Source organism: Idiomarina sp. ST10R2A5 (assembly GCF_051842325.1).
Taxonomy (GTDB): domain Bacteria; phylum Pseudomonadota; class Gammaproteobacteria; order Enterobacterales; family Alteromonadaceae; genus Idiomarina; species Idiomarina abyssalis.
Genome location: NZ_JBNIEX010000008.1, coordinates 24699 through 49106, shown reverse-complemented (window position 1 = coordinate 49106; position 24408 = coordinate 24699). Strand labels below are relative to the sequence as shown.

23 protein-coding genes and 1 tRNA gene are annotated in these 24408 nt (G+C 46.5%); 10 read left to right on the top strand and 14 right to left on the bottom strand.

What is annotated here, in order from left to right:
* Positions 1 to 7: 7 nt before the first annotated feature.
* Together ACP7FG_RS10575 and ACP7FG_RS10570 are read right to left on the bottom strand one after the other, a co-directional pair.
* Positions 8 to 844: a CheR family methyltransferase gene (locus tag ACP7FG_RS10575; protein WP_054486725.1), complete on the bottom strand. Its 837-nt coding sequence runs from the start codon at positions 842 to 844 to the stop codon at positions 8 to 10.
* 87 nt (positions 845 to 931) lie between these two features.
* Positions 932 to 1864, bottom strand: coding sequence for a chemotaxis protein CheV (locus tag ACP7FG_RS10570; RefSeq protein ID WP_222236669.1), 933 nt, complete (start codon positions 1862 to 1864; stop codon positions 932 to 934).
* 162 nt (positions 1865 to 2026) lie between these two features.
* Between ACP7FG_RS10570 and flgA the strand changes: the two genes are divergently transcribed.
* From flgA to ACP7FG_RS10540, 6 genes are all read left to right on the top strand, one after another.
* A complete protein-coding gene (gene flgA, locus ACP7FG_RS10565) occupies positions 2027 to 2758 on the top strand; it encodes a flagellar basal body P-ring formation chaperone FlgA (protein WP_439226349.1) in 732 nt (243 codons plus the stop codon).
* An 81-nt stretch (positions 2759 to 2839) separates the two neighbouring features.
* A complete protein-coding gene (gene flgM / locus ACP7FG_RS10560; RefSeq protein WP_271331628.1) occupies positions 2840 to 3163 on the top strand; it encodes a flagellar biosynthesis anti-sigma factor FlgM in 324 nt (107 codons plus the stop codon).
* Entirely contained in the window at positions 3163 to 3564 is a 402-nt protein-coding gene (gene flgN / locus ACP7FG_RS10555; protein ID WP_199493133.1) for a flagellar export chaperone FlgN, read from the top strand. Before flgM ends, flgN begins: the two co-directional genes overlap by 1 nt.
* Positions 3565 to 3621: 57 nt before the next feature.
* The gene (locus ACP7FG_RS10550) at positions 3622 to 4101 is read left to right on the top strand and encodes an LPP20 family lipoprotein (RefSeq protein WP_054491211.1); all 480 of its coding nucleotides are present in this window, start codon (positions 3622 to 3624) and stop codon (positions 4099 to 4101) included.
* Between the two features lie 94 nt (positions 4102 to 4195).
* Entirely contained in the window at positions 4196 to 5359 is a 1164-nt protein-coding gene (locus ACP7FG_RS10545) for a flagellar assembly protein FlgT (RefSeq protein ID WP_199493135.1), read from the top strand.
* Between the two features lie 40 nt (positions 5360 to 5399).
* Positions 5400 to 5473, top strand: a tRNA-Arg gene (locus ACP7FG_RS10540).
* On the opposite strand, the gene ACP7FG_RS10535 is transcribed toward ACP7FG_RS10540, so the two are convergent.
* The 11 genes from ACP7FG_RS10535 to ACP7FG_RS10485 all read right to left on the bottom strand — a co-directional run bounded on the left by ACP7FG_RS10535 (position 5435) and on the right by ACP7FG_RS10485 (position 20909).
* Positions 5435 to 7882 (bottom strand): EAL domain-containing protein, encoded by a 2448-nt coding sequence (locus ACP7FG_RS10535; protein WP_439226384.1) that lies wholly within the window; start codon positions 7880 to 7882, stop codon positions 5435 to 5437. The two genes, ACP7FG_RS10540 and ACP7FG_RS10535, sit on opposite strands and share 39 nt — an antisense overlap.
* A gap of 17 nt (positions 7883 to 7899) precedes the next feature.
* Positions 7900 to 9561, bottom strand: coding sequence for a sensor histidine kinase (locus tag ACP7FG_RS10530; RefSeq protein WP_439226348.1), 1662 nt, complete (start codon positions 9559 to 9561; stop codon positions 7900 to 7902).
* Positions 9551 to 10795, bottom strand: coding sequence for a sensor histidine kinase (locus ACP7FG_RS10525; RefSeq protein ID WP_439226347.1), 1245 nt, complete (start codon positions 10793 to 10795; stop codon positions 9551 to 9553). The genes ACP7FG_RS10530 and ACP7FG_RS10525 overlap by 11 nt, the downstream gene beginning before the upstream one ends.
* Positions 10796 to 10809: 14 nt before the next feature.
* Positions 10810 to 11610: an alpha/beta fold hydrolase gene (locus ACP7FG_RS10520; protein WP_439226346.1), complete on the bottom strand. Its 801-nt coding sequence runs from the start codon at positions 11608 to 11610 to the stop codon at positions 10810 to 10812.
* A gap of 83 nt (positions 11611 to 11693) precedes the next feature.
* A complete protein-coding gene (locus ACP7FG_RS10515; RefSeq protein ID WP_439226345.1) occupies positions 11694 to 12497 on the bottom strand; it encodes a sterol desaturase family protein in 804 nt (267 codons plus the stop codon).
* Complete coding sequence (locus ACP7FG_RS10510; RefSeq protein ID WP_439226344.1) at positions 12490 to 13125, bottom strand: CDP-alcohol phosphatidyltransferase family protein; 636 nt, start codon at positions 13123 to 13125, stop codon at positions 12490 to 12492. Before ACP7FG_RS10510 ends, ACP7FG_RS10515 begins: the two co-directional genes overlap by 8 nt.
* On the bottom strand, positions 13118 to 13771 hold the full coding sequence (locus ACP7FG_RS10505; RefSeq protein WP_439226343.1) for an ATP-binding cassette domain-containing protein: 654 nt from the start codon (positions 13769 to 13771) through the stop codon (positions 13118 to 13120). Before ACP7FG_RS10505 ends, ACP7FG_RS10510 begins: the two co-directional genes overlap by 8 nt.
* Positions 13755 to 15374: an ABC transporter permease subunit gene (locus ACP7FG_RS10500; RefSeq protein ID WP_439226342.1), complete on the bottom strand. Its 1620-nt coding sequence runs from the start codon at positions 15372 to 15374 to the stop codon at positions 13755 to 13757. Before ACP7FG_RS10500 ends, ACP7FG_RS10505 begins: the two co-directional genes overlap by 17 nt.
* A complete protein-coding gene (locus ACP7FG_RS10495; RefSeq protein ID WP_439226341.1) occupies positions 15353 to 16432 on the bottom strand; it encodes an ABC transporter substrate-binding protein in 1080 nt (359 codons plus the stop codon). The genes ACP7FG_RS10500 and ACP7FG_RS10495 overlap by 22 nt, the downstream gene beginning before the upstream one ends.
* Position 16433: 1 nt before the next feature.
* The gene (locus tag ACP7FG_RS10490) at positions 16434 to 18575 is read right to left on the bottom strand and encodes an FAD-dependent oxidoreductase (RefSeq protein WP_439226340.1); all 2142 of its coding nucleotides are present in this window, start codon (positions 18573 to 18575) and stop codon (positions 16434 to 16436) included.
* A 9-nt stretch (positions 18576 to 18584) separates the two neighbouring features.
* The gene (locus tag ACP7FG_RS10485) at positions 18585 to 20909 is read right to left on the bottom strand and encodes a TonB-dependent receptor (protein WP_439226339.1); all 2325 of its coding nucleotides are present in this window, start codon (positions 20907 to 20909) and stop codon (positions 18585 to 18587) included.
* Positions 20910 to 21171: 262 nt separating this feature from the next.
* On the opposite strand from ACP7FG_RS10485, the gene ACP7FG_RS10480 reads away from it, so the two are divergent.
* The 4 genes from ACP7FG_RS10480 to ACP7FG_RS10465 all read left to right on the top strand — a co-directional run bounded on the left by ACP7FG_RS10480 (position 21172) and on the right by ACP7FG_RS10465 (position 23767).
* Entirely contained in the window at positions 21172 to 21711 is a 540-nt protein-coding gene (locus ACP7FG_RS10480) for a carboxymuconolactone decarboxylase family protein (RefSeq protein ID WP_199495004.1), read from the top strand.
* A 48-nt stretch (positions 21712 to 21759) separates the two neighbouring features.
* Positions 21760 to 22158 (top strand): hypothetical protein, encoded by a 399-nt coding sequence (locus tag ACP7FG_RS10475; RefSeq protein ID WP_439226338.1) that lies wholly within the window; start codon positions 21760 to 21762, stop codon positions 22156 to 22158.
* Between the two features lie 11 nt (positions 22159 to 22169).
* Positions 22170 to 22961 (top strand): DUF547 domain-containing protein, encoded by a 792-nt coding sequence (locus tag ACP7FG_RS10470; RefSeq protein WP_439226337.1) that lies wholly within the window; start codon positions 22170 to 22172, stop codon positions 22959 to 22961.
* Positions 22962 to 23044: 83 nt separating this feature from the next.
* The gene (locus ACP7FG_RS10465) at positions 23045 to 23767 is read left to right on the top strand and encodes a DUF1499 domain-containing protein (RefSeq protein ID WP_417447691.1); all 723 of its coding nucleotides are present in this window, start codon (positions 23045 to 23047) and stop codon (positions 23765 to 23767) included.
* 45 nt (positions 23768 to 23812) lie between these two features.
* Here ACP7FG_RS10465 and ACP7FG_RS10460 read toward each other — a convergent pair whose 3' ends face one another.
* Positions 23813 to 24400, bottom strand: coding sequence for a FlgO family outer membrane protein (locus ACP7FG_RS10460; protein WP_439226336.1), 588 nt, complete (start codon positions 24398 to 24400; stop codon positions 23813 to 23815).
* Positions 24401 to 24408: the final 8 nt, after the last annotated feature.

The window sequence follows — 24408 nt, the reverse complement described above, 5'->3', positions numbered from 1 at the left end:
CGGAAGGTTATTTTCTTCTGTAAATAATGCCGGGCTGGCAGCGGATCATTTCAAAATCGTCGGTGAGTCCGGAAATAGACTCTGAGGCACCCAGGAAAAGATAGCCACCGGGGTTTAGTGATTGCCGAAATTGGGCAATAATTTTCCGCTTTACTTCCGGGGCAAAGTAAATAAGAACATTGCGGCAAAAAATTACGTCAAACTTACCCAACAAAGAATAGCTGTCCAATAAGTTCAAATGACGAAAATGAATGAATTGCTTAAGTTCATCTTTTATTTTCATAGAACCAGGCTTGCTTGCGGCGTCGGTGAAAAACTTTTTACGTCGCTCTGCTGACAAGCCGCGGGCCAAAGCAAGGCTGTCATATTCTCCGATGCCACACTGCTCCAGAACCTTATTCGAAATATCCGTAGCCGTTACCTTTATTCCGGCACGCAATGCGCCGGGACTTTTTGCCTTATATTCTAAATACGTCATCGCAATAGAATACGGCTCTTGTCCTGATGAACAGGCAGCCGACCATATTTTTAAAGGTCCGGAATGATTTTTATATTCGGGGAAGATTCGGTTACTCAAAATTTCGAACGGATAAGTGTCACGGAACCACAAAGTCTCGTTGGTGGTCATTGCGTCAATTACCGCAGCACGTAAGGCACGTTCACTAATTTTCATTGAACGTTTTACCAGTTCAGCTAAAGAGTCGACATTAAAACGCCCCATCAAAGGGCCTAAACGACTCTTCACCAGGTAGAGTTTGCTCTCACCCAGTACAATTCCGCACTGATGCTCCAGAAACTGACGAAATTCCTGATATTCCGATAAACTTAATTCGCGATTCAACACGTTATATAAACTACTTCCATTTCGTTTTTTGTTTCGTAGCCTGGCCGACGTTCACGCCAGGTCCGATATCTCACCTGACGTAACACGTCAGTCTACAACCGTATTAAGCCATTTTTGAACAGCGGTCGCTAGTTCATCCGGATGAAATTTTGCAATAAAATCATCGGCTCCAACTTTCTTCACCATAGCCTGATTAAAGACGCCACTCAATGATGTATGCAAAATAACGTGAACATCACGCAAATTTGGGTCAGCCTTAATTTCTGCAGTTAAGGTATACCCATCCATTACCGGCATCTCAACGTCAGAAACTAATACCGGAACATGAGGATGCACAAGCCCCCCAACCTCTTTGGACTTCTCTTTTAAATAGTCTAAAGCTTCTTTACCGTTCTTCTTAACCTCTAACGAAATTCCTAAAGACTGCAACGCTCGTTTAATCTGATTACGGGCAACTGAAGAGTCATCAGTAATTAAGATGGTTAAGTCTTCTTTGGCCACGTTTATTGGCGCATTGGCAACATCGTCGCTGACGTCCATATTGGTTGGCATAATGTCAGCAAGGATTCGCTCAACATCGATAATCTCAACCAGCTCATCTTCAATTTGAGTAACGGCTGTTAAGTAAGCGCCCCGGCCTGTGCCTTTCGGCGGTGGCATAACATCTTCCCAGTTAATGTTAATAATGCGGTCAACTCCACCCACCAGGAACCCCTGAATGGTTCGGTTGTACTCCGCAATAATTACAAAGCGGTTTTCAATACCGGTTAACTCGGGTCCACCAGTCGCCATACTTAAGTCAATAATGGAAATAGCCTGTCCCCGAATGTGCGCAACACCTCGAATAAGAGGATTTCGCCGAGGCATAGCGGTCAGTTTGGGACAAGGCAGAACTTCACGCACCTTAAATACGTTAATGCCAAACCGCTGCCTGCCATTAAGGTTAAACATTAAAAGTTCCAGCCGGTTTTGTCCGACCATTTGTGTGCGCTGATTCACTGAATCAAGAATACTGGCCATTATTCACTCCTGTTATATGGCAGGGGACCTCTACTTCGGCACGGTACTTGCTTACATCAACAACAACCATACTGAAACCATCGAACTGCCGAACTTTTGACGTTATACCGTTTTTTTCGGCACTCGACCAGAGAACCTTAACGAATAACATCAGGAATTTTTATGATAGTACGTAAATCGCTACTGATCAGTTCGCTTTTTATTTTTGCTGCATCGTTTACCGGTATAGGCCCGGCTAACGCGGATGAAACCAGTAAAAAGCAGAGCCTGCGCTTTGATTATAAAGCCCTACAGGAGTTGGCTCACAATTACGTAGAGCAAAGAGTATCAGCCCCTGATAACGGACGCGTAGAAGTTGTTGCGAATAACCTTGACCCTCGCATGACGCCGAAAGTCTGCCCACAACAGCCGAAAGTTGATTTAGCCAATAATGCGACTTTAGACAGTTACACGACAATTGAAATAGAGTGCACTGCAGCCGCTCACTGGCGAACTTACGTGCCTGTCCGTATATATCACTATAAAAATGTCGTTACAGCTGCTTCTCCAATGTCGCCGGGGCAAATGATAAGCGAGAGTGACTTAGTTTATTCTGAAATTGACCTTAATCGTGTGCGCTCCAATGTGTTCACCGACATGACGGCTTTAGTGGGCGCTCGCATTAAAAAGCGCATTAGCGCAGGGCAAGCAATAAGCGCCAGCGACACCTGTCTTGTATGTGAGGGCCAAAGCGTTACAATAGTAGCTCAGGATAAAACATTGCGAATTACTGCTGCCGGAAGGGCATTGGCTGATGGCCTTAAAGGTGAATCTGTGGTTGTTGAAAACGCACGGTCGAACAAATCGGTACAGGCTGTTGTCACAGGATTAAATGAAGTGACCGTCAATTTATAAAATTGTTAAAATATTTACTTAAGTTTTTTTGAGTACGGTCGATAAGTAACCGAGAGACTTTATCTAGCGAGGCTAAACACAATGCCAATTAATATTAACAATGCCGGGCTGAAAAATGCCAACATTGACAGCAAATCCAGTAATCGCCAAGTGCAGAACGATGCTCCGGGTAAGCCTGCATCGGTTTCGCAGAAAGGTGGAGACGCCGTTTCTCTAACAAGTGAAGCGCAACAACTGGGTGGCTTACAAGAAAAAGCCATGAACAGCAGCGGAATTGATCAAGCCAAAGTTGACAAGATCAAAGCGGATATTGAAAGCGGTTCATACAAAATAAATGTTGAGCAGTTAGCGAATAAACTGGCTCAGTTTGAATCTGACTTATTCAGTAACGGCAATAACGAATAATGACCGTGTTGGCGCCTGTCAATGAGCTCCTTCAGGAAATGGCGGACTCGCTAGATACCCTTGCGCTGTTACAGCAACGTGAGCTAAACGCCATAGTTGACCGCCAACACGCCGATGTAAATGCTATTACAGAGGCAAAAGAAAAAGCCCTGGCCAGAGTTAATCAACTCGACCAGCAGCTTGCCGAACACCCCGATAAAGAACAGCTCAAAGATGACCCCAATTTAGCCGAAGCCGTTGCTGCGATAAAAAGCACCCTGAGTAATGTCCAGCACCAAAGCCAGGTCAACGAGCAGGTGGTGCAGTCAACATTGAATAGCATCGACCAATTGAAACAAACCATTTTACAGTCTGCACGAAAAGACAGCCTCACCTACGATAGTAAAGGCAAAATCCGCTAAAGATTTCTGCCATTCAGCCGTTACAACCATAAGTACTTTGTTCAATCAGAGGTCGTTATGGCTAAGCACCTACTTTCTTTCGCGTTACTCGCATCTACACTGCTACTAAGCGGATGTAGTGCTTACAACAACTTAGCGTATGATCAAAAACACGTTGAGTGGGAAACTCAGACTCCAGATGAATTCCCGGTTCTTAATGCGGTTGGTTACGCTCCTATCGAAACTCAGCAAGGCGAAAACGCACAGCTGAAAGATCTGAACGCTATGCGTGCTTCAAAACTTGCGGCTTATCGCGAGCTGGCCGAACAAGTGTATGGCCAACGTATTGCCGGTGGTAGCTCCGTTGAAGACTGGGCGTTAAACCAGGACAGCTTTCAGGCTTCCGTTGACGGTGTTATTCGTGGTGCCGAAGTGGTAAAAACCTACACGGTTGGTGATTACTACGCGACTGAGCTACGTCTGGATTTTGAGAAAGTACATCGTCTGTATCAGAGTACAAACCGCCAGCAAAAAGTGAAGCGCGTTGTTTATTACTAGGTTCTGACTTCCTCTTTCAACATGGCAGGGTTTTTGCAGCTAATTCCAATAGCAAAGTAACGACTAAAAACTGACACTTGGGATGCATAACACCATGAACTGGAAAACCCTGCTGCTGATCACTTCTGTTTTCTTTATCGCTATGCCGAGCGAAGCACGTTGGGTAGAAGCCCAGGGTACCGCCCGCATTATAAACGGCGATACCGATGCAGCACGTCAAAAAGCTATAGAAAATGCGCTGCAACAAGCGCTTCTCACTTCTGGCGGAAATATCTCCAGTATTCAACAAGTGGTTGACGGCGTATTACGAAACACTGAAACCCAATGGAGCAGTCAGGGTAACGTGGACCAAGTCACTATTGTTCGCGAAGAAGTTCGTGATGACCGCGTTATTGTCCTGCTGCGAGCTGACATCTGGAACCGCGAAGGCGACTGCACTCGAAGCAGTTACAAAAACTCCGTTACTATCGTCCCGTTTGAATTGCGCGATCGCGCCCATGGAACCTGGGGACAAATCTGGGAAATTGGAGAAGTTGCCGCAGAGCGTTTAGCGCGTGAGCTTGGCGGTGTCGGCAGCCAACTACATATTTCTCATACCTTGCAGCGACATGCGGGACTCGGGCAAGCACTGAATGGCCTTAACCTGGAAGAGCTGGGCCGCATGGCTCGTAGCCTCGGTTTAGCCAACGACAGTCAGTTTGTTGTCTTTGGTATGTTTGACGACTTAGCCATGATGGACACCAGCTCTAACTGGTTCTGGTCCAGCGACCCAAACCGCCACTACGCCTTAACGCTTTACCTGCTGGATGCGACCACCGGACAACTGGTTACCCGCGCACGAGTCGAAGACACTCAGCCCTGGACTTTTGATCGCAACATCGATGTTGATGTTGCCACAGCACAATTTTGGAACGAGCCCTTCGGTGCAGCACTAGACAGCGGCTTGCGCGATTTAGCTTCTGGTGTGAAAGAGCAGGTAGTTTGCAAACCGGTACGAGCCAGAATTATTGCCGTCGATGAAAAAACGCTTCAGTTTAATTTGGGTGAAAAACACGGCGTAAGCCCGGGCGATAAGCTTAAAGTTGTTCAGCCCAGTCACTTTACCGATGATCAGGGTCGTTACCGTCAGAAATGGCAGGTGAGTGAATTTGAGGTGGAAGTTTCCCAAGTGCAGCAATCTACGGCTATTGCTAAGCTGACTAAAGGAAATATGTTACATAATATTCAGGTGAACGACTGGGTGGTGCCGGTTAACTGAGGGTGAAACCCGCGACAGCTTCTGGCATAATCGCGGGCACGTCCTCGTAGCTCAGCTGGATAGAGCATTCGCCTCCTAAGTGAAAGGTCGCAGGTTCGACTCCTGCCGGGGACGCAAACTGTTTCTTACCGTCTGCCGTAACACCTCGTCATCCCAGGGTTTATCTAAAAACCGATACACTTCGCTTTCATTAATTGCCTGAGTTAAAGCATCCTCGTTTCTATAAGCAGTCAGTACAATACGGGCGGCGTCGGGGTACATATTTCGCACGTTCGAGAGAAACTCTAAGCCTTGCATATTCCTCATCCGTTGATCAGAAATCACAACATCCACGGGTTCATGTGCCAATATATTAAAAGCCTCTTCAGCATTAGACGCCGTAAAAATATGGTAGCCGTCTCGTCTCAGAAGCCGCTGAAGCGACTTCAGGACATTTTCTTCATCATCAACAATGAGAACAGCCTGACGCTCGTGCTCTTTGAGTTTCTCATTAATGTTACTGCGGTAGTCTTGCAGAAAGCTCAGTACTTGCTCTTTGGCCATTGGCTTCGCGAGCAAAAAGCCTTGCATCGCATCACAGTGGCATCGACGTAAATATTCTTGTTGCGCGCTGGTTTCAACCCCTTCGGCTAATACTTCCAGTCCCAGATGGTGAGCCATGGAGATGATCCCTTCAATAATCGCCGAGTCATGGCTGTTTGAAACCATGTCATTGACAAAGCTACGATCAATTTTTAGCAAGTTCACGGGTAAGTTCTTTAAGTAACTTAAACTTGAATAGCCCGTACCGAAATCATCCAATGCCACCTTAACACCTAGTTCAGAAAGCTCATGGAGTTTACTAATGGCCAGCTCAGGGTTTCGCATAAAGACAGATTCCGTAATTTCCAGCACCAGCTGTGCCGGCTTAATTCCGGTTTCTGTAATGACCTCCCGCACCGTATCAACAAACTCCGATCGCAAAATGTGAATTGTAGAAATATTCACAGACACAGTCGTCAAGGTATCTCTTTTAGCGGCCAGCAGAAGAAAGTCTTTACAGGCCTGTCGTAAAATCCAGCCACTCAAAGGGACAATTTGACCCGTATTCTCTGCAACTTCGATAAAATCATCGGGTGAGACCATTCCCAACTCCGGATGATTCCAGCGGATCAACGCTTCCACACCTGTAACTTCGCCATTAGAAAGGTAAAACTGTGGCTGATAAAACAACTCAAATTCTTGCTTCTCGATACCAGCCTGCAAAGAGTTTCGTATCTTCAGGTTCTTAGAAACCTGGTTATCGAGCTTCTGATCAAACCATTGGTAACTTCCATTTCCAAAACGCTTGGCTTCGTACATCGCGATATCGGCCTGCTGTACCAGCTTAAGCGGGTCTTCATTGTAGCTGTTGGTTATTGCAAGCCCCGCCGTTGCCGACAGGTGCAGCTCACTGTCATCAATCACAAACGGACTTTGCATCGCCTTAATTAAACGCTCGGCGACTACCACAGCGTCACTTGAGTGACTGAGTTCAGGTAGAACAGCAACAAACTCGTCGCCATCCATACGGGCTAAAGTATCGCCGGGCCGAAGGCACTCGTTCAATCTCTCGGCAGCCGCCTGCAGCAGCTTATCGCCAATTGTATGACCCAAAGTATCATTAATTGGTTTAAACCCATCGAGGCCAATAAAAACAACTGCCAACTCAACGTCGTTACGTCGGCACAAGGTTAAGCTTTGTTGCAGTCTATCAGCCAGTAGAACGCGGTTAGGCAAGCCTGTTAAAGTATCGTGGTTAGCAAAAAAGGCCACTTTCTGTTCAAGCTCAATACGGTTGGTTATATCCTCAAAATGCACTAAGCGAACCGGCTGCCCCTGCCAGTATGTCTGAATGCTATAGTGTCGCACTCGTTTTTGCTTACCATCAGCTAAATTGAGAGTGGCTTCATGACTAAAGGCATAGTTGCTACTGTACTCTAAAGGCAACTTGCGTCCGCGGAGCTCTGCGTTGCTTTGCAAAAGAAGTTTCTCTGCCGCAGGGTTCGCATACATAATCACCCTATTGTGATCGGCTAAAACAACCGGTTGCAAGCTGTCTTCCAGCAAGTATTCAAAAGTCAGCTGACTGTCTAATAAGTCTCGCTGGTAGTTACGCCGTTCCAGTGTGTAATAAATGCTTTTCTTTAAAGCCAACGGCGTAACTTCGGATTTTTCCAGGTAATCTTCTGCACCTAACTGAATGGCTCTTTTACTCAGGTCATCCGTGCCCTGCCCGGTCAGAAAAATAACCGGAGTCTCTACATGGTTCTCGCGCAAGCACTCAATAATTGCCTGCCCATCATCGGCTCCAAGGTGAAAGTCACACAGAATGACATCGAAGTCTTCTTGCTGAACTTTTTCTATAGCTTCTTGCTTCGACTTTACCCAGCTAAGCTGGTATTCAGGCGCGCCTTTTAATAACAAATCCCGAGTCAAAATGTAATCGTCTGCGTCATCTTCTATCAGCAGAATATTCAATGCTTCCGTTACGGATAAATTCATAATCATTCCAGCAAAAGTTACTTCGGTAAAACGAGCTTAAAGGTCGTTCCCTGGCCAATATGGCTTGTTAAACTGACTTCTCCGTTATGTAGATCGATAATTTTCTTAACAATAGCTAACCCCATTCCCGTTCCGGGTACCTCACTACGAGAATGCAGCCTCTTGAACGGACGGAAAACCGATTGATGGTAAGTTGCTTCAATACCAATACCGTTATCTGAACACGCAATAGTGACTCTATCGGCACTTGTTGCTGTAGAATATAGCTCTATTTTTAACTTTCTATCTTTTCTGGCGTATTTTATTGCGTTGGTCAATAAATTATCGAACACCCGCGCAAGTAATTTAGCATCAGCGGTTAGCCTATGCCTAAGGTTTATTTCGACCTGAGCCCCCATAGCTGAAAGCTTTGCTTGATGCTCCTCCAACACCTGACTGGCAATATCATTCAAATCAACAGATTCCAGTTTTAAAGAGTCCCGGCCTAGTTTTGCCAGCTCAAGTATTTCTGCAATGAGCTGCTGCATACGACGAGATGCTGAAACCATTCGCTCCAGATAATCCCTCTCTTGTTCCTTTAATTCCGACTGCTTTAACAGCTCACCAAAGCTCACAATTTTTCTTAAAGGTTCCTGCAGGTCATGCGAGGCGACGGCCGCAAAATTTTGTAACTCGTCGTTGACCTGCTCAAGCTCACTGTAGGTTTTCTTAATTGAGGTAATATCCTGCGCTATACCGAAAACACCAACAACTTTACCGTCTTCATGCATTGGGATATTACTGACGCTTAAATTAAGCCGTTCACCTGAGCGTCTCTGTATAACTGTTTCATAATGCATTGGCTCACCCTTCAGTGCTTTATCGAAAAACAATGCAACACGGGGCAGCTCATTTGAAGCAAGAACATTCTCATAATGCTGACCAACCACTTTATCTTTCTCTCTTTCCAGAAAGTTTTCACCTAACTTGTTCAAGTCGGTAAAACGACCGGATAAATCTAATGAAAAAGCGGCATTGGGGTTATGATCAAACAGCGAGCGATAATGTTGCTCTGAACGATGGAGTTCTTCCAACGCTTTGTCTCGCTGAGAGGTCAGCTGATGGAAGTTCAAAATAACATCCCGGCAAATATACAGCATGGTCAAAATGAGAAAATGCCCTACCAAGATAACGCCGGGGACAGAGTCCTGCAAAACACTGGCACCATGCAAAGTCTGATTTAGCGCATAAAACCACCAAATGCTCGCAAGGATATAAAGTAACAGCATTATCCATAACCAGTTTCCGTCTTTGCGCAGGTTGTTAGAAACCGTGAAAAAGGGCAGGAAAATGAGTCCAACTCCAGTTATAGCGGCTAAAAAACCGGGAAACACGTATAAGTCAGTCTGAAAAGCAAAGTACAGTTGCCAGCCACTTAACAGAAAACAGAATCCGGCTATTATCCAGCAAATAACCCGTTGACGATGAATAAAAAGACGAAGCCGCCGAAAATAAGAAAACACAACACCAGCGACGCCGACGCCAGCAGCCAATAAAGCATCGGTTAATGACATACGGAAGCTAACGCTGACCAGACCCACGCTAATAACGAAGCATCCAATACTCCCCCATAACCAGCACGCCAGAGTCAAAGAACGCCAGTAACTGCGTGCAACCATAGGTAACCAATTATATTCCATGCTCATCCTCGGAGTTATTTGCCGGGACGGGGAAAGCCAAATAAATTCGGGTTCCCTCTCCTAATTCGCTGGAGATCCTTAAGCTCCCACCAAGACTTTTCATAATGCTGTAACTAATTGACAAACCAAGGCCAGTGCCCTCACCCTCAGGCTTAGTGGTATAAAAGGGCTCAAGTGCTTTTCTGGCAGCTTCTTCATTCATACCACAACCATTGTCTTCAATAATCACTTCGACTTGGCCACTGTGACATTTGGTCGTTATGCGGATAACGCCAAAACGCTCAATTGCATCTGCTGCATTTAACAGGACATTCATTAAAACCTGGTTGACCTTAGCCGGGTCACAGTAGACAAGAGGTAAATCCGGCAGGTAGTTTCGGCTTATATCAACTTTACGCCGAAGCTCACCGCTCATTACCCGTAAGGTTGTATCAATTTGCTTATGAATGTCACACCAATCCTGTAACCCCGAACTTCGGGTGAACTGGGTAAGTGCTCGGGTAATCTGAGTAATTCGCTGTATGCCTTCATTGGTTTCATTTAGCAGTGACAGTAAATCTTTCTCCAAAAAAGCCAAATCAACGGACTCTTTCTGTGCAGCGCTAATGTTCTGGTTTTTATGGATGAAATCTAATAGCTTCTGACTGTATTGGCTTAATGTATTCAAGTTTGAACGTATATACCCCACCGGGTTATTGATTTCATGCGCAATACCTGCGGCTAATTGACCCAGTGCAGCCAGCTTTTCCGTTTGCAAAAGCTCTGAACTCACCGACTCCATTTTACTCAGCAACTCAGACTTGAGGGCACGTTGCTGAAGTAACTCTTGTTCCCGACGTTCAAGTTCCTGATTAATTTCTTGGGTCTGATCTCGTTCGCGGATCAGCTGGCGTTCCAATATTAAATGCCTGTCTGCCGGCATTAGAATAAGAGAAAAGCATTTTTTATCATCAACAACTGCATTTGCAACGAACATTCGGGGACTGTCCGCCGTTTTTAAATAAAGCGCCATTTGTTCGCAGTTGTTTCCCTGCCTCAAATTAGGTTCAATTGCTGAAAGAAAATAAAGCCTGGATGCTGGTGTTAATAACTCACCCAAAACTTTTCCAACGATTTCCTTAGGAGCTAACTGAAGACACAGGCAAAGGCGATGGCTCACTTCTGTAACAAGAAGCTGTTCAAGTTCGCATTCCAGCGCCAAAACCGGCCATTTTTCCTTTCCGTAGTCAGCCATTTCCATTTTACCGTTTAAACAAATTCACTAATGTACTGCGCCACAAGTTTTGGGGCACTCAGTTGTGGGTAATGCCCACGAGCATCCATAACCACAAGCTTAGCTAAAGGCAGTATTTCTGCCATGTACTCGGATACTTTTAACGGCACAACAATATCAGCCTTAGCTTGCAAAATAAGCACCGGGCATTTTAGTTTGGGTAAGGTGTCTCTTACATCTGAATAGAAAGTTGCTTTCGCAAAGTTGCGCGTTAACTGAGCGTCGCCGGCAGTAAAATAGTTTTCCAGAGTTTCAGCTAATTGCGGGTTATCACTATTCTCCATAACCTTAGGGCTCATATATTCGGCCCACTGAAAAAAGTTTTGCTCCATTAAAACCATTAATTCATCAACATCACTACGACTAAAGCCACTTTCATAAGAGGGCAAGTCATGAATATAGCGTGGTGAAGGATTTAGCATAACTATTTTTGATACTTTATTGGCAAGCTCGGGATACGCCAGAGACGCAATGCTCCCACTGACGGAGTGCGCAACTAAAGTGATATCGGTTAAGCCAAGCGTTTGAACGACTTCGGTGAGATCTTGTGCATAGCCTTTCAGTGAATCATAACGTTTACTGATGTAATTACTAAAATCCGATTCACCACAGCCTACATAGTCGAAAGTCACTACCTTATAACTGTTCGGAAGTGCCTCAATGACCGGCTCCCAAATACGCTGCTCACAACCAAAACCATGAGCGAAAAGTAATGTTTTATTTCCTTCGCCGCGGATCCGGACGTTATTCCGTATTGCTATCTGCCGCCGGTCCATACTTTTTACAATCTCTTAACATACAATGTAAGGTTTGATAGCAAAGTTTAACGAGTAAGGCAAGATAAGTCTGGAGCCTGAGGTTAATTGCGAAAAGGGATTTTCAGAAGTCCCCAAAGTTTCGTCGTAATACTCGCATCTCTATATTCTTTTAAACCAATATCGACTTGATCAGAACCCGCCTTAGGCTTTGAAGTAAAACTGCCAAACAGATGATCCCACCAACTGACACTAAAACCATAGTTGCTGTTGGTCTCTTCTTTTTCAACACTGTGGTGGATACGATGTAACTCCTGGGTGATCAGAACTTTACGCGCAGCTCGCTCCAGGGGCGTCGGCAACGCGACATTCCCATGGTTAAACAAAGAACAGGCGTTGAGAATAATTTCGAATACAATAACAGCCAAAGCCGGTGCCCCCAGCGCAAGAATGGCAGCAGCCTTGATAAAAAAACTGAGAACAATTTCTGCGGGATGAAAGCGCAAACCGGTGGTTACATCAAAATCAGGATCGGCATGGTGCACCCGGTGCATACGCCATAACACAGGAATACGGTGAAACAGCCGATGCTGCCAATAAAGAACAATATCCAGCGCTACAAGGCTAACCAGAACAACAAACCAAAACGGGAGTTCATTGCCGGCAGTGCTGCTTAAATAATGAAGCAGCCCCCACTCTTGTTCTGATGCCCACAATGCAATACCCGTGAGACCGACAGGTGCGATAACTCGCAGCAGTAAGGTATCAACCGCAACAATAGCAAGATTAGCAGGCCAACGCTGTTTACGGCTGTAGCGCGGCTTTCGCTTTGGCGCGAGAAACTCCCATAAAACCATAACCAGTAAAACACCAATAAAAACGCTTAGACGCCAGAGAGTTTCAGACATTATGCTCCTCCGCCACTACGGGCTGCTTTAATGTCCGATAACCTGCAACAATACGCGTTATTGCGGTAACCCAGCATGCGGCAGCAAACACGTAAGCCAGCACTGAAAAGTGTTGGGGCCACAGACAAAACGCCACAAAAGCCATAATGGTTTCAAAGCCTTCGGTTAAGCCGCCCATATAGTGCAACGACTTATTTGGGTAGTCCGGGTTTTCAATGCCACGTTTACCGGCCACACTGGCAAAAGCTAAGAAAGTCGCGCCGGTTCCCATAAAGGTAACAAGCAAAACCCCGGCCGCTATGGCGTTTTGTTCTGGCACAGCCAGTAAAAAACCAAACACCACCGCACTGTAAAAAATAAAATCCAGCACGATATCAATATAGCCACCGGCATCGGTTAATTGCGTACGTCTTGCCACCGCCCCGTCTAAACCGTCAGATACCCGGTTCAATAAAATAGCGACCAGTGCCAGTTCATAATACTGGAAAGCCAGTAAAGGAACCGCCAGTAAACCAATGAAAAAGCCAGCAACGGTTACCTGATCAGCGCTGATTCCGGCGCGTACTAAGAGTCTCGCTGGTATATCCAGAACTTTGCGGGTAACAGGGAGTATTTTAGGGTCAAACATTAACGCTTTCTCCTCTCATCTCAATCACTCGCCCGCAGGCATCGGCAATATCATGAGTCACCAGCAAAGTTGGAATTTCCCTTTCCTGTAATAGTGCAAAAGTCCACTGTCTGACGTCTTCACGCAGGCCTGCATCTAACGATGAGAAGGGCTCGTCCAGTAACATAGCTTGCGGCTCTGCCAGCAGTGAACACAGTAAAGCAACGCGGGCATACTGTCCTCCACTTAAGCTGTCGGGGTAAACGGCCCATTTATCTTCAAGACCCAGGGTTTTCAGCATGGTTAAGGCGCGTTCTTGCTGTTCAATGCGGTGCAAATTAGAGCGCGGTTTTTGAGCAAACAGGCAGTTCTCTTCAATCGTCAAATGGGGAAATAAGCCACCTTTTTGAAACATCATGGCTAGCTTACGCTGCGCAATAGACTTACCGCTGATGTCCTCTCCATTTAAGCTTAACTGTCCCTGAATACGAAAGTTAACCAGAGGTTCTCCCAAAACCCAGCGTAATAAAGTTGACTTACCGACGCCACTGGGGCCCATTAATGTCACGACTTCACCTTTTCCAACGGTTAATTCATCCAGCTGAAATAAAAGCTCTGCCTGATCGTCTCTCAGCAGCTCAATTTTAAGATCACGAATGTTCAGCATAACTTCCCTTCCTGATTACCCCTACAGCGATAAAGACCAATAAAGGCAATAACATCTGCAGCAGTGCGTAAAGGCTGCCTATACGCCAGTCTCCGCCACTGGCCACACTCACCGCTTCGGTGGTTAAAGTAGGCGTAACTCCTTGCCCCAACCATTGAGTTGGCAAGTACTGAGCAATACTGACTGAGAACGCAACAGCAAAAGCAATGGCAACCGGTTGTTTTAGCATTGGCAGCATAACTCTCCACCAGGCTGCCCGTGCCGAGTAACCAAGGCTTTGTGCCCGAATCAACCATTGTTCGTTAAAGCTGGTATAAGCGCCATGTAAGACTAAATAAGCATAAGGCAAAGTATATACGGCATGAGACCAGAACACCCACCAAAGCTGCCAACCTTCAGTTAACTGTTGGCCAAGCACTCGTTGCCAGCCTAATACCAATGGCACCTGCGGAATTAACAAAGCAATAAGAACCGGCCAGTAAAATGAATTAACCGCTTTTTGTCTCTGCCTTTGCAGTAAAACCATTGCGGCTATAGTTCCGGTAGTTGCGCTGAGTAACGCCAGCCAAAAACTGTGAACCGTTGGTTCCAGCAGGTAACTCCACTCCGTTTGCCAGCGCTCAGGACTTAAAGCAGCCGGCCATAAATCCGGATAAAACCAGCTTGAGGCTAGGCTTTGTAACGCTAAAACAGCAATAACCCCAAACGAGAGAAGGCCTAAAAAGGCCCACGCATAGCGGCTGGCCTTGTCCGAATTAAATCGCCCTGGCGTGCCCGCGCTTTTCCCCAGTACTAAACGGTGATAAAGAACAGAGTGCTTTGAATTCATTAAGAGTAAAAGCAAAGCCATTGCTAACAGAACCCAGGCACCTGTCATTGCTTTTATCTGACTATCGGCTGCAAACTGAAAGGTCCACTCGTAAACTCGCTGAGCCAATACGGCAGGCGTGTTACTGCCAACCAATAACGGAATATCAACCACAGACAACGAGTAAATCATCACTGCTGCCATAGGAAGTGTCATCCGGCGCAATAATTCCGGCGTCACGATACGCCACCAGGCCTGGCGTTCGCTATAGCCATAGCTCTGAGCCTGAACAAGCCAGGACTTAACCGGTAATTGTTTTAACTGAGCCGATATCATCAACAACAAAAACGGCAGCTCTTTTAAGACCAGTACAATTATCACGGTCACTAAGGACTTTTCTGGTAATGGCCAACCTGTCGGCGGCACAGGGAAAAGCCCGCTGACAGCTTCCACCAGCCGCACTAGCCAGCCCGACGGGCTCATTAACAGCATAAGTCCGACCGCAAATGCCACGTGCGGAATAGAAAGTAAAGGGGACAGCAACTGTTGTAAGCGCGGTTTACGAAGTATGCCTGGTGCCATCCAAAGCGCCAGATAGCAAGCTACAAAAGGCGCCACAACCGCAAGAACAAAGCTCGACAGTATCGACTCGTAACCCAATAGTAGTTCGCTGAATGCCGCTAAACTGACTCCGGTTTTCCCATCAAGAGATGTCAGCAACAGGAAAAGCACACCGCTGCCGACAGGCAGAATAATCAGCAGTAACCAGACCGCTATTGATAACGCGCGGACCATTCCCGCTCCAGATAATTCTGCCAGCTGGCATGAAAGTCATCGGTAGGTTCGAGTAACGCAGAGCTTTTATCAGCTTTTTGCGTGCGTTTTAAAACGGAAGGATCGCCCCAGCGGTTGGTATCGGCTTTTCTTTGCTGCGCCTTTTCAGACAACAAGAACTCGATGACCGCCTTTGCAGCTTCGGCATTATTCGAACTGACCGGAATGGCCAGATAATGGTTATTGGTTATGGCTTTATCTGACAACGTGTGGCGCTCAACACCTGCCGGCAACCGCCCATGATTAACTAAGGTTTGATAATCATTAGGGTTAAAACTGACCGCCATTAACAACTGCCCATTCGCCAGATAAGAAATTTGTTCTCCGGCTGACGACGGAAAATTTTCACCCTGCTGCCACAATAGTGGATGTAGTTTGTCTAAATAGTGCCATAAAGGCTTAGTCCATTCATTCGCATCAACTTCGCTTACTGGCTGCTGAAAAACTTCACGCTGTTGCGGATACAATGACAACAGCAGTGACTTTAAAAAGGTGGTGCCATGAAAGTCCGGCGGTTTAGGGTAGCTGATACGGCCTTTATTTTCCCACGCAGCGTCCAGTAAAGCTTCGGCACTCACTGCTTTTTGGCTGAAAAGCCCAGGGCGGCTAATAAGATTAAACTGCCCGACACCCCAGGGCACTTCCAGTCCATCAACCGGTTCGCCAAAGTCACTCTGCCAGTTAAGTTCAGGGCTGATGTTATTTAACGCTTTAATTTCATCGGCAATGGAACGTAAGGCTCCGGCTTTTTTCAACGCGTGAAAGTTCTCGCCGTTTACCCAGATAATGTCAGCATTGGAGCGTCCATCAATTAATTGCTTAACCACTTCAGATGCATCGGCCACTTTATTGTGGCGAAGTTGAATGCCTTCAGCTCTGAGCTCTTTCTGAGCCCAGCGTAAGTAATTGTTTACTTCCGGCGAGCCACCCCAGGCATAAAAGTTCACCTCATTCGCTTTTAGCGGCGAGGTGGCAAAAAGTGTCATAAACAATAAACTGATGGCTGCTATAAAACGCATGTTAACTCCGGCGCCAGCGATGAAACTTCTCAACCCATGTTAGCAGCTTCTGCGGGGCGTTGGCGCGCTTCCACTCTCCGGCAACGTATTTATTGGCTTCTGCCAGTGTCGGATAACTGTGTATGGTACCCAATATTTTATTCAGACCAATACCATGTTTCATTGCCAGCACATATTCCGCCAGCAGCTCTCCGGCCTGCGGCCCAACAATATTCACACCCAACAGTTCGTCTTTACCGGGTTTGGTCAGAACTTTCACCCGACCAAAAGCATTGTCATCGGCAATAGCACGGTCCAAATCGCCAATATCGTATTCAGTCACCTCGTACGCCTTACCTGCTTTCTCGGCCTGCTGCTCAGTTAGGCCCACATTGGCTACCTGCGGCGAAGTATAAGTTACCCAGGGGATAACAGAATAGTCAGCACGGAATGTCTTAAAGGGGTCAAATAACGCGTTTACTGAAGCATACCAGGCCTGATGCGATGCCACATGGGTGAACTGGTAAGGCCCGGCAACATCACCACAGGCGTATATGTTCGGAAAGTTAGTCTGAAGCAGTTCATTGGTACTGACTGTTTTATTGGTCTGTACCCCCAGCTCCTCTAATCCAAAGCCGGAGATATTAGGTTGCCGACCCAATGCAATAATCACTTTGTCGAACGGCAACTGGGTCTCTTGCCCCTCATGCTCAGCAATTAGAACCGATTCGCCATCGTGTTGCTCGAATCGCAGGGCCTTATGGTTCAATTTAATATCAATACCTTCAGCACTTAAACGCTCACTCAACAGCCGGGCTGTGTCGTTGTCTTCCGGACCCATAAGCCGATCAGCCATTTCCACCTGAGTGACCTGCGAACCTAAACGCTGAAACGCTTGTGACAACTCACAACCAATGGGACCGCCACCCAATACCAATAAGCGTTTAGGCAGCTCTTCTAACTCCCATAATGTATCCGAGGTTAAGTAATCAACTTTATCCAAGCCTTCAAAGCTGGGTACTAATGGCTTTGCTCCGGTTGCAATAATAATACTGCGGGTGGTGATACGCTTTGTCTCGCCATTACTGGTAACGTCAACTTCCCAGGGCGAAACAATACGAGCCTCCCCCTGCTCAACATTGACACCCAGCTTGGTATAACGCTCAACCGAGTCGTGCGGTTCAATGTCCTTAATGACCGACTGTACCTGCTGCATCACTTGTTTAAAATCGACCGACACCTTTAGAACACTCACTCCAACGCGAGAGGCATTGCGTGCATTGTGAGCAAGCTCCGCTACGTGTAACAGAGCCTTGGAGGGCACACATCCGGTATTGAGGCAGTCGCCGCCCATTTTATGCTTTTCTATTAACGTAACCTTTGCTTTTACCGCTGACGCTATGTAAGCACTGACTAACCCGGCTGAACCGGCACCTATAACCACCAGGTTATTGTCAAAAGACTTGGGCTTTTTATAACCTTTAAATGCCTTACGGCGTTTCAAAAAGGCCAGTACAGCTTTAGCAATTAGCGGGAATATTCCCAGTAAGACAAAGGCACCAATTAAGTCCGCAGAAACAACATCCCCCAGACTGGATATTTGAGCCAGCTGGGTTCCTGCATTAACGTACACAGCGGTACCCAGTAACATGCCCACCTGACTGACCCAGTAAAAAGTCCACGCCTTTATTTTGGTCAGGCCCATAACCAGGTTAATAACGAAAAACGGGAACAGCGGAACCAGGCGTAGGCTCAGCAAATAGAATGCACCGTCTCGCTCCATGCCGCGGTTAATAGCGGTTAGGCGATCACCGAATTTTTCCTGCACCCAGTCATGCAGAATAAAGCGGGCGCTTAAAAAAGCCAGAAAGGCACCAAGAGACGCTGCAAAACTTGCCAGAAGTAAGCCCCAGCCGAGCCCGAATATAGCGCCGGCCCCCAAAGTTAGAATGGTTGCGCCAGGCAAAGATAAGGCCGTAGTCACTACATAAATAACAAAATAAACTGCAAAGACAGTAAAGGGGTAGTCAGCGAAAAGCTGATTAAGCTGTTGCTGCTTTTCTTTTAAAACATCTAGAGATAAGTACTGTGTCAGGTCGAATACAAACGCACTGACAAACAGCGCAACAATAACCAGTAATAGCAACAGCTTCTTGGCTGACATAAAACTTCCTTAAAATCTGTAGTTAACGCTTAAACGAGCATGCCTAGGCTGAGATGGAAACGCTAGTGTTGCACCAAAATAACCGCCTTCAAATACCGGCGACCAGTTGTCCTGATCGGTTGCATTAAACACATCAATGCGGGCACTTAACTGCGGCGTAAACCGATACCGCGCGTTCAGGTTTAAGGTATGCTGATCACGTATAAATACGGTCTGCAGATAATCCAACGGATAATGCTTGGTATAGCTTAAATCACCACCTACTGACCACTCAGGCGTAACCTGCCAGCCAGCAACAGCCGAAGCCTGCACTTCCGGAATACCCTGAAGCTGCTGATTAGAAGCCGGGAATAAAGTAAAGTTCGGAGAGCCTACCCCCGTACCTTCTATAATGTCGGGGCGTGAATCATCAAACGCATCGGCTATCTGCCCTGTTCCCTGTGAGGCTGCGGAATCATCCCAGCGCGCATCAATATAGCTGGCGGCCAGAGTTAACCAATAGCCGGCTTCGTGCGTTCCTGAAGCGGAAGAGAAGTGCCACTGGGTCTCAAAACCCTCGGTGCGAATACCGCTGTTCGACCCATCACGATTCCGCAAACTGCGCTTTTGGTCAAAAACCACGGCGTCGGCGTACCAACGCGTATCACCCGGAGCGTACTTCACGCCCAGCTCGTAAAGCGAGTTCTCTGTCGCAAAGTTCTGCGCATCAATTTGGCCAGACGCATTCAGCACAGTTCCTCCGGCCATTGAGTTCGACGTCGAGTCACTTTCATAAGCCGTTGCATAGAACGTAAGTTCTGGCGTCCAGTTGTACTGTGTTGATAAACTAACGGCCGTCAACCAGTCGCTGTAGGTATCATTAGCAGCTTCAACGCCCTGCGGAGCTATTGGGTCTTCAGCTTCTACATCATAATAATCGGCTCTTACCCCACCCGTAATGCGCCATTTGTCTGTGATATCCAACTCGTGTTGAGCGAAAGCGCCCCATTGGTAACTGGTTGAATCTGTGGTGTCCGATAAATTGAAATCACCTGCACCATCACCGTCAATATCGTACTGACCACCTGGAGATACAAATAGCCCCGGACGTAGCTCAATTAAGCGAGCTTGCTGCTCATCGGTTAAAGGAATTCGGCGGTTACTGACAGGCCCGGTTAAGTCGATAGGATTATCTGCTTCGGTCGTAAACTGGCTGTAACCAAGCACGTCGTTAACACGCAAATTCACACCCACCACTGTCTTCTTATTAATGTGAAGTTCAGTCCGATTTTCGAAGGTATGCGCGTCATCGATAATTTCGACAAAGCTGTTCTGGTTAATCCCTTCTCGGGTTAAATACTGATAGTAAGTGCGGTTAACCAGCACCATATCGTCGTTCAGCCAGTGCTGAAGTTTGGCATGCAGTAACGTCGTTTCAGCGGTATTCGTATCCAGAGGATCTGTCAGCGTGGTGCTGCGGTCAATTTCCACTTCTCCGGTGGGGCTGATAACCGCGCCGGCACCCGGAACCTGTGAACCATTTGGCTGAACGCCCTGCCCCGTAATGTACAGGTTATTGTCGATGAGATTCTGCGTTGGCCGGTTGATACCGGCATTATCTGTCCACTCTACGTCATAATACTCAAGCGAGACATCCAGCTGTGTATCATCGTTCGGGGCAAACTTGTACGCTAGCAGAATATCGTCACTGCGATGATGGTGGTAATCGTAAAAGCTGTCTTCATCCACATACTCAGCGCTAATGCGCAGACCCTGTTCGTTTTCTTCTAACACCCAGTTGTGGTCAAGCTGCAAGCGTTGCTGACTCCACTCGCCAAACTGCGCTTTTAATGTCGAGTCTGACTCAGTCACACGAGCCGTTTTAGGCTGCAAATTCACAAAGCCGCCAACGCGCTGCGAAGTGCCAAGCATGACCGGCGGCGCGCCTTTAACCACAGCGATACTTTCAATGGCGTTAAATGACATAGGAACTCCCAGGCCATTATTCCCGGCCTGACGGCGCATACCTGCTTCATAGAGCTCACCAAGCTGTCCCCGAAGTGTGGGTAATGACGGGTTACCAAAGCCCGCCGCAGCAAAACTATTTGGCGCAAAACGAGCAATGTCATGCAAGTCGTTAATTGCGGCTTCTTCCATTAACGAGCCACTAATTGCGGTGGCGGCGCGCGGAATATCCTGCAAGCTTTCAGCTAAGCCAAATAAGCCTTCGGTTGACTCTTCAGAGGGTAATACCACCCCTGAGTCATCGCGACCAATTACCTCTATCACTTCCATTGGCTTTTCTTGTGCAACCGCCGTTAAAGGTAATAAACCGAGCCACAACCACTTTTTCATTCTTGTTTTCCTTATTAACACTCTGTATTTGCCAAGTAGCACTAAAAACTTTTTATTAGCCGCGCCAGTCGATTACGCCTTTCATTAACAATAAGATCGTTTTTCTTTATATTAAGCCATCAAAACAACAGAGCACACAACAGAAACACCTGTCTATATGACTAAAACACTTAATCTGACATCTGCCTTCTTTTATTTTTGAGCTTTTATTCTATATTGATACTCACCTATTCAATAAAACTCAAAACGTCAGGAGTAAAGTATGAGTGACTTCAAACGACACGACAAAGAGTCAGCGCCGGAGGAAAGTAAAAAGCTGCTAGAAGGCTCAGAGAAAGCTTTCGGTATGATTCCAAACTTGCACGCCGTTATGGCTGAAGCGCCCGGCATTCTGGAAGCCTACCAGCAAGTACACGAGCTTTTTGTGAATAGTAGCTTTGACGAAAACGAGTTAACCGTTGTCTGGCAAACCATTAATGTATTCAATGAATGCCACTACTGCGTTCCTGCCCATACCGCTATTGCCAAGAACATGGGCGCCGATGATTCAATAACAGAAAATATCAAAGCGGGTAAGGCTTTAGACGACGATAAGCTAGAGGCGTTACGCCAGTTTACCCTGGTAATGCTTAAGAAACGGGGAAACGCCAGTGAAAGTGAGCTTGAGTCCTTTTATGAAGCCGGTTACGGACAGCGTCAGGCATTGGAAGTGATCTTAGGTATTGCTCAGAAAACCATGAGTAACTTTACCAACCATATTGCACAGACGCCTATTGATGAACCCTTTAAGAAGTTTGCGTAGCCTGTTGTTACATCAGGTGAAGTGCAAAAACCAACAACGGAAACAACTATGAGCCAATCACTCGAACAAAAACTCCCGTGGGCGCTGCTTGCCCTGCGGGTTGGTATTTTCATTGTAATGTTTGTCTGGGCGTTAGATAAATTTGTAAACCCGGGACATACCGCCGCAGTATTCGAAGGTTTTTATGGTATCAGCGGATTATCAGCCACTTTGGCTGCAATTCTGGGTGGCCTTCAAATTGTATTATGTTTGACCTTTTTAGCCGGCCTATGGAAGAAAATAACCTACGGACTCATTTTGATTTTACACGCGGTATCGACTTTTTCTTCATTCCCGCAATACTTGGATGCCTTTAATAATCTTCTGTTTTTTGCTGCATGGCCTATGCTGGCAGCCTGTGTTGCGTTGTTTATACTGCGCGACTACGATATCAAACTCAGTCTTTAAGGTAGCCGCCAATGCGAATACTCGTATTTATTACAGGTGCTGTGTTTCAAATGGCTGCCTTCGCGCAGTCATTTGACCACTCGCATGAAAATTTTACTCAAGTGTTAGACAGGCATGTCGTAGTCTATGACAACAACTTAAAGTCTGCGGTTAACTACAATCAATTAGCTCAAAACAGTGAGCCGCTTAACACCTATCTGGATGCACTTTCAGCCGTAGAAAAACCGATGTATCAAAGCTGGGCTAGCCAACAGCAGCTTGCGTTTTTAATCAACGCATACAACGGCTTTACTCTAAAACTTATCGTCAACAATATTGAGGAGTTTCGTTCAGGTGAAGCTGAGTCCATTCGGGACCTGGGTGGATTATTTTCTACACCGTGGGAAAAGTCTTTTTTCACGCTACTAGGAGAGAGGCGCACGCTGGACTGGGTTGAACATGAAAAAATTCGAGTCGACTTTGACGAACCACGAATACATGCCGCCTTAGTTTGTGCCGCTATCAGTTGCCCCAAACTTCGTGCTGAAGCCTTTACAGCTGAAAACCTGAATACCCAGTTAGACGACCAAATGCTCACCTTTTTAAATGATCGTGACAAAAATGGTATTGATGGCAAAGGCATTTATTTGTCTAAAATTTTTGACTGGTATCGAGACGACTTCAACGGACTTGAAGACTATCTTTTAAAATACATCAGTGCGCTTTCTGATGACCCCGCACAAAAGGAAAAAATGAAACAACAAAGCTTAGATATTCGCTTTGTTGACTACAACTGGACATTAAACAGTATAGATAATCGCTGACGTTTAAAAACTGTTAAATTCTCGTTGACCCAAAACCGGTATAGTGACGTAATATCAGTCAACATTATTAAGGGGATTGCTCTATGAAAGCGTTACACGGTTTGTTTATTGTTTTCGGGTTACTGTCTGTGGTGCTCCTTGCCATATCGGGGCCTTTATATAAAAGTGGCACTGCCGAGCTTGGAACGGCTTTTTTAATGCTCCGCTGGGCGGCCTATATTGGTGCAGCAACCTTTGTTCTTAATATTATTTGGTACTTAATTAGACGCCCACAGGGGCTTGTGGCAGGGCTTAGCGGTCTGGCAATTATTGCCGGCGGCTTTGCGTTCTATATGCCTTTCAGCCAGTACTTAAAAGCTCAGAACGTTCCCGCAATTCACGACATTACAACCGATACACAAAACCCACCGGAGTTTGTCGCTATTGCGCCATTGCGTGCTGACGCATCTAACCCGGTTGAATACGCTGGCGAAGATACCGCAAAACAACAACGCAAGGCTTACCCTGAACTCACAACTTATGAGTCGCTGGAGTCCCCGGATGAACTTTTTTCAGCCGCTTTATTAGCCGTTGATAAAATGGGATGGGAGTTAGTCGACAGCTCAGAAACCGAAGGGCGTATTGAGGCCACTGCCACGACCACCTGGTTTGGCTTTAAGGATGACGTTGTTATCCGGATTCGTGCTACAGCAGACGGCAGTGAGTTAGATATTCGCAGTAAGTCTCGTGTTGGACGCAGTGATGTTGGTAAAAACGCTGAGCGTATCCGCGAATATTTATCTCAGCTAAAACCTGAGCTGCGATAATTTAACAGAATGGGCCTGGCGGATAACCGACAGGCTCAATGACTTCTATGGCGCTTTTCTAAGTAGCGGCTGACCATCATTTTCATCTAACTGTCGTACAGCAGATTCAGGTAAAAACACCTGGGCAACGCTAGCAACTTTTTTAGAGTTAATGTCGACTAAACGCGTGTTAACCATTATACCGTCACGATGTCTGGATAAAGTCCCCACCACAACATGAGAAATTGGCATGATCTCGTCCAGTTCCAGATAATCCCGACTTAGCGCAAAATCACCGTTACTGGTAACGCGTATAAAGTCCGTTGTTTTAAAATCCATAACATTCCAGTTACGGCGATGCAGTTCCAGCATCAGCTGTTCTGACAATACCTGACTCAAAGCTGAGCTCTCATCATACTGGCTGGTAACGCCAACCAAGTGCGTAACACCAACCCGTGCTTCTTCCAGTTTAATACTGGCGTTGTCTACTAATTGCTGCGCAAGCTCTGCGGTAAACTTGGCACTGCCCGGTTGCTGGTAAACATCAGAGCTCTTTTCTTCGGCGTTATCATGCGCAACTGGCTGCTTAGCCGGTAAAACAGTGCAGGCTGTTGATAAAGTAAGTGTGAGTAATGTTGTTAAAAATACTTTCATTATCAAAA

Excerpts from the sequence above, each read along its gene's own strand:
- ACP7FG_RS10570 (WP_222236669.1), bottom strand. The coding sequence starts at position 1,864 with ATGGCCAGTATTCTTGATTCAGTGAATCAGCGCACACAAATGGTCGGA.
- flgA (WP_439226349.1), top strand. The coding sequence starts at position 2,027 with ATGATAGTACGTAAATCGCTACTGATCAGTTCGCTTTTTATTTTTGCT.
- flgM (WP_271331628.1), top strand. The coding sequence starts at position 2,840 with ATGCCAATTAATATTAACAATGCCGGGCTGAAAAATGCCAACATTGAC.
- flgN (WP_199493133.1), top strand. The coding sequence starts at position 3,163 with ATGACCGTGTTGGCGCCTGTCAATGAGCTCCTTCAGGAAATGGCGGAC.
- ACP7FG_RS10550 (WP_054491211.1), top strand. The coding sequence starts at position 3,622 with ATGGCTAAGCACCTACTTTCTTTCGCGTTACTCGCATCTACACTGCTA.
- ACP7FG_RS10545 (WP_199493135.1), top strand. The coding sequence starts at position 4,196 with ATGAACTGGAAAACCCTGCTGCTGATCACTTCTGTTTTCTTTATCGCT.
- ACP7FG_RS10535 (WP_439226384.1), bottom strand. The coding sequence starts at position 7,882 with ATGAATTTATCCGTAACGGAAGCATTGAATATTCTGCTGATAGAAGAT.
- ACP7FG_RS10530 (WP_439226348.1), bottom strand. The coding sequence starts at position 9,561 with ATGGAATATAATTGGTTACCTATGGTTGCACGCAGTTACTGGCGTTCT.
- ACP7FG_RS10525 (WP_439226347.1), bottom strand. The coding sequence starts at position 10,795 with ATGGCTGACTACGGAAAGGAAAAATGGCCGGTTTTGGCGCTGGAATGC.
- ACP7FG_RS10520 (WP_439226346.1), bottom strand. The coding sequence starts at position 11,610 with ATGGACCGGCGGCAGATAGCAATACGGAATAACGTCCGGATCCGCGGC.
- ACP7FG_RS10515 (WP_439226345.1), bottom strand. The coding sequence starts at position 12,497 with ATGTCTGAAACTCTCTGGCGTCTAAGCGTTTTTATTGGTGTTTTACTG.
- ACP7FG_RS10510 (WP_439226344.1), bottom strand. The coding sequence starts at position 13,125 with ATGTTTGACCCTAAAATACTCCCTGTTACCCGCAAAGTTCTGGATATA.
- ACP7FG_RS10505 (WP_439226343.1), bottom strand. The coding sequence starts at position 13,771 with ATGCTGAACATTCGTGATCTTAAAATTGAGCTGCTGAGAGACGATCAG.
- ACP7FG_RS10500 (WP_439226342.1), bottom strand. The coding sequence starts at position 15,374 with ATGGTCCGCGCGTTATCAATAGCGGTCTGGTTACTGCTGATTATTCTG.
- ACP7FG_RS10495 (WP_439226341.1), bottom strand. The coding sequence starts at position 16,432 with ATGCGTTTTATAGCAGCCATCAGTTTATTGTTTATGACACTTTTTGCC.
- ACP7FG_RS10490 (WP_439226340.1), bottom strand. The coding sequence starts at position 18,575 with ATGTCAGCCAAGAAGCTGTTGCTATTACTGGTTATTGTTGCGCTGTTT.
- ACP7FG_RS10485 (WP_439226339.1), bottom strand. The coding sequence starts at position 20,909 with ATGAAAAAGTGGTTGTGGCTCGGTTTATTACCTTTAACGGCGGTTGCA.
- ACP7FG_RS10480 (WP_199495004.1), top strand. The coding sequence starts at position 21,172 with ATGAGTGACTTCAAACGACACGACAAAGAGTCAGCGCCGGAGGAAAGT.
- ACP7FG_RS10475 (WP_439226338.1), top strand. The coding sequence starts at position 21,760 with ATGAGCCAATCACTCGAACAAAAACTCCCGTGGGCGCTGCTTGCCCTG.
- ACP7FG_RS10470 (WP_439226337.1), top strand. The coding sequence starts at position 22,170 with ATGCGAATACTCGTATTTATTACAGGTGCTGTGTTTCAAATGGCTGCC.
- ACP7FG_RS10465 (WP_417447691.1), top strand. The coding sequence starts at position 23,045 with ATGAAAGCGTTACACGGTTTGTTTATTGTTTTCGGGTTACTGTCTGTG.
- ACP7FG_RS10460 (WP_439226336.1), bottom strand. The coding sequence starts at position 24,400 with ATGAAAGTATTTTTAACAACATTACTCACACTTACTTTATCAACAGCC.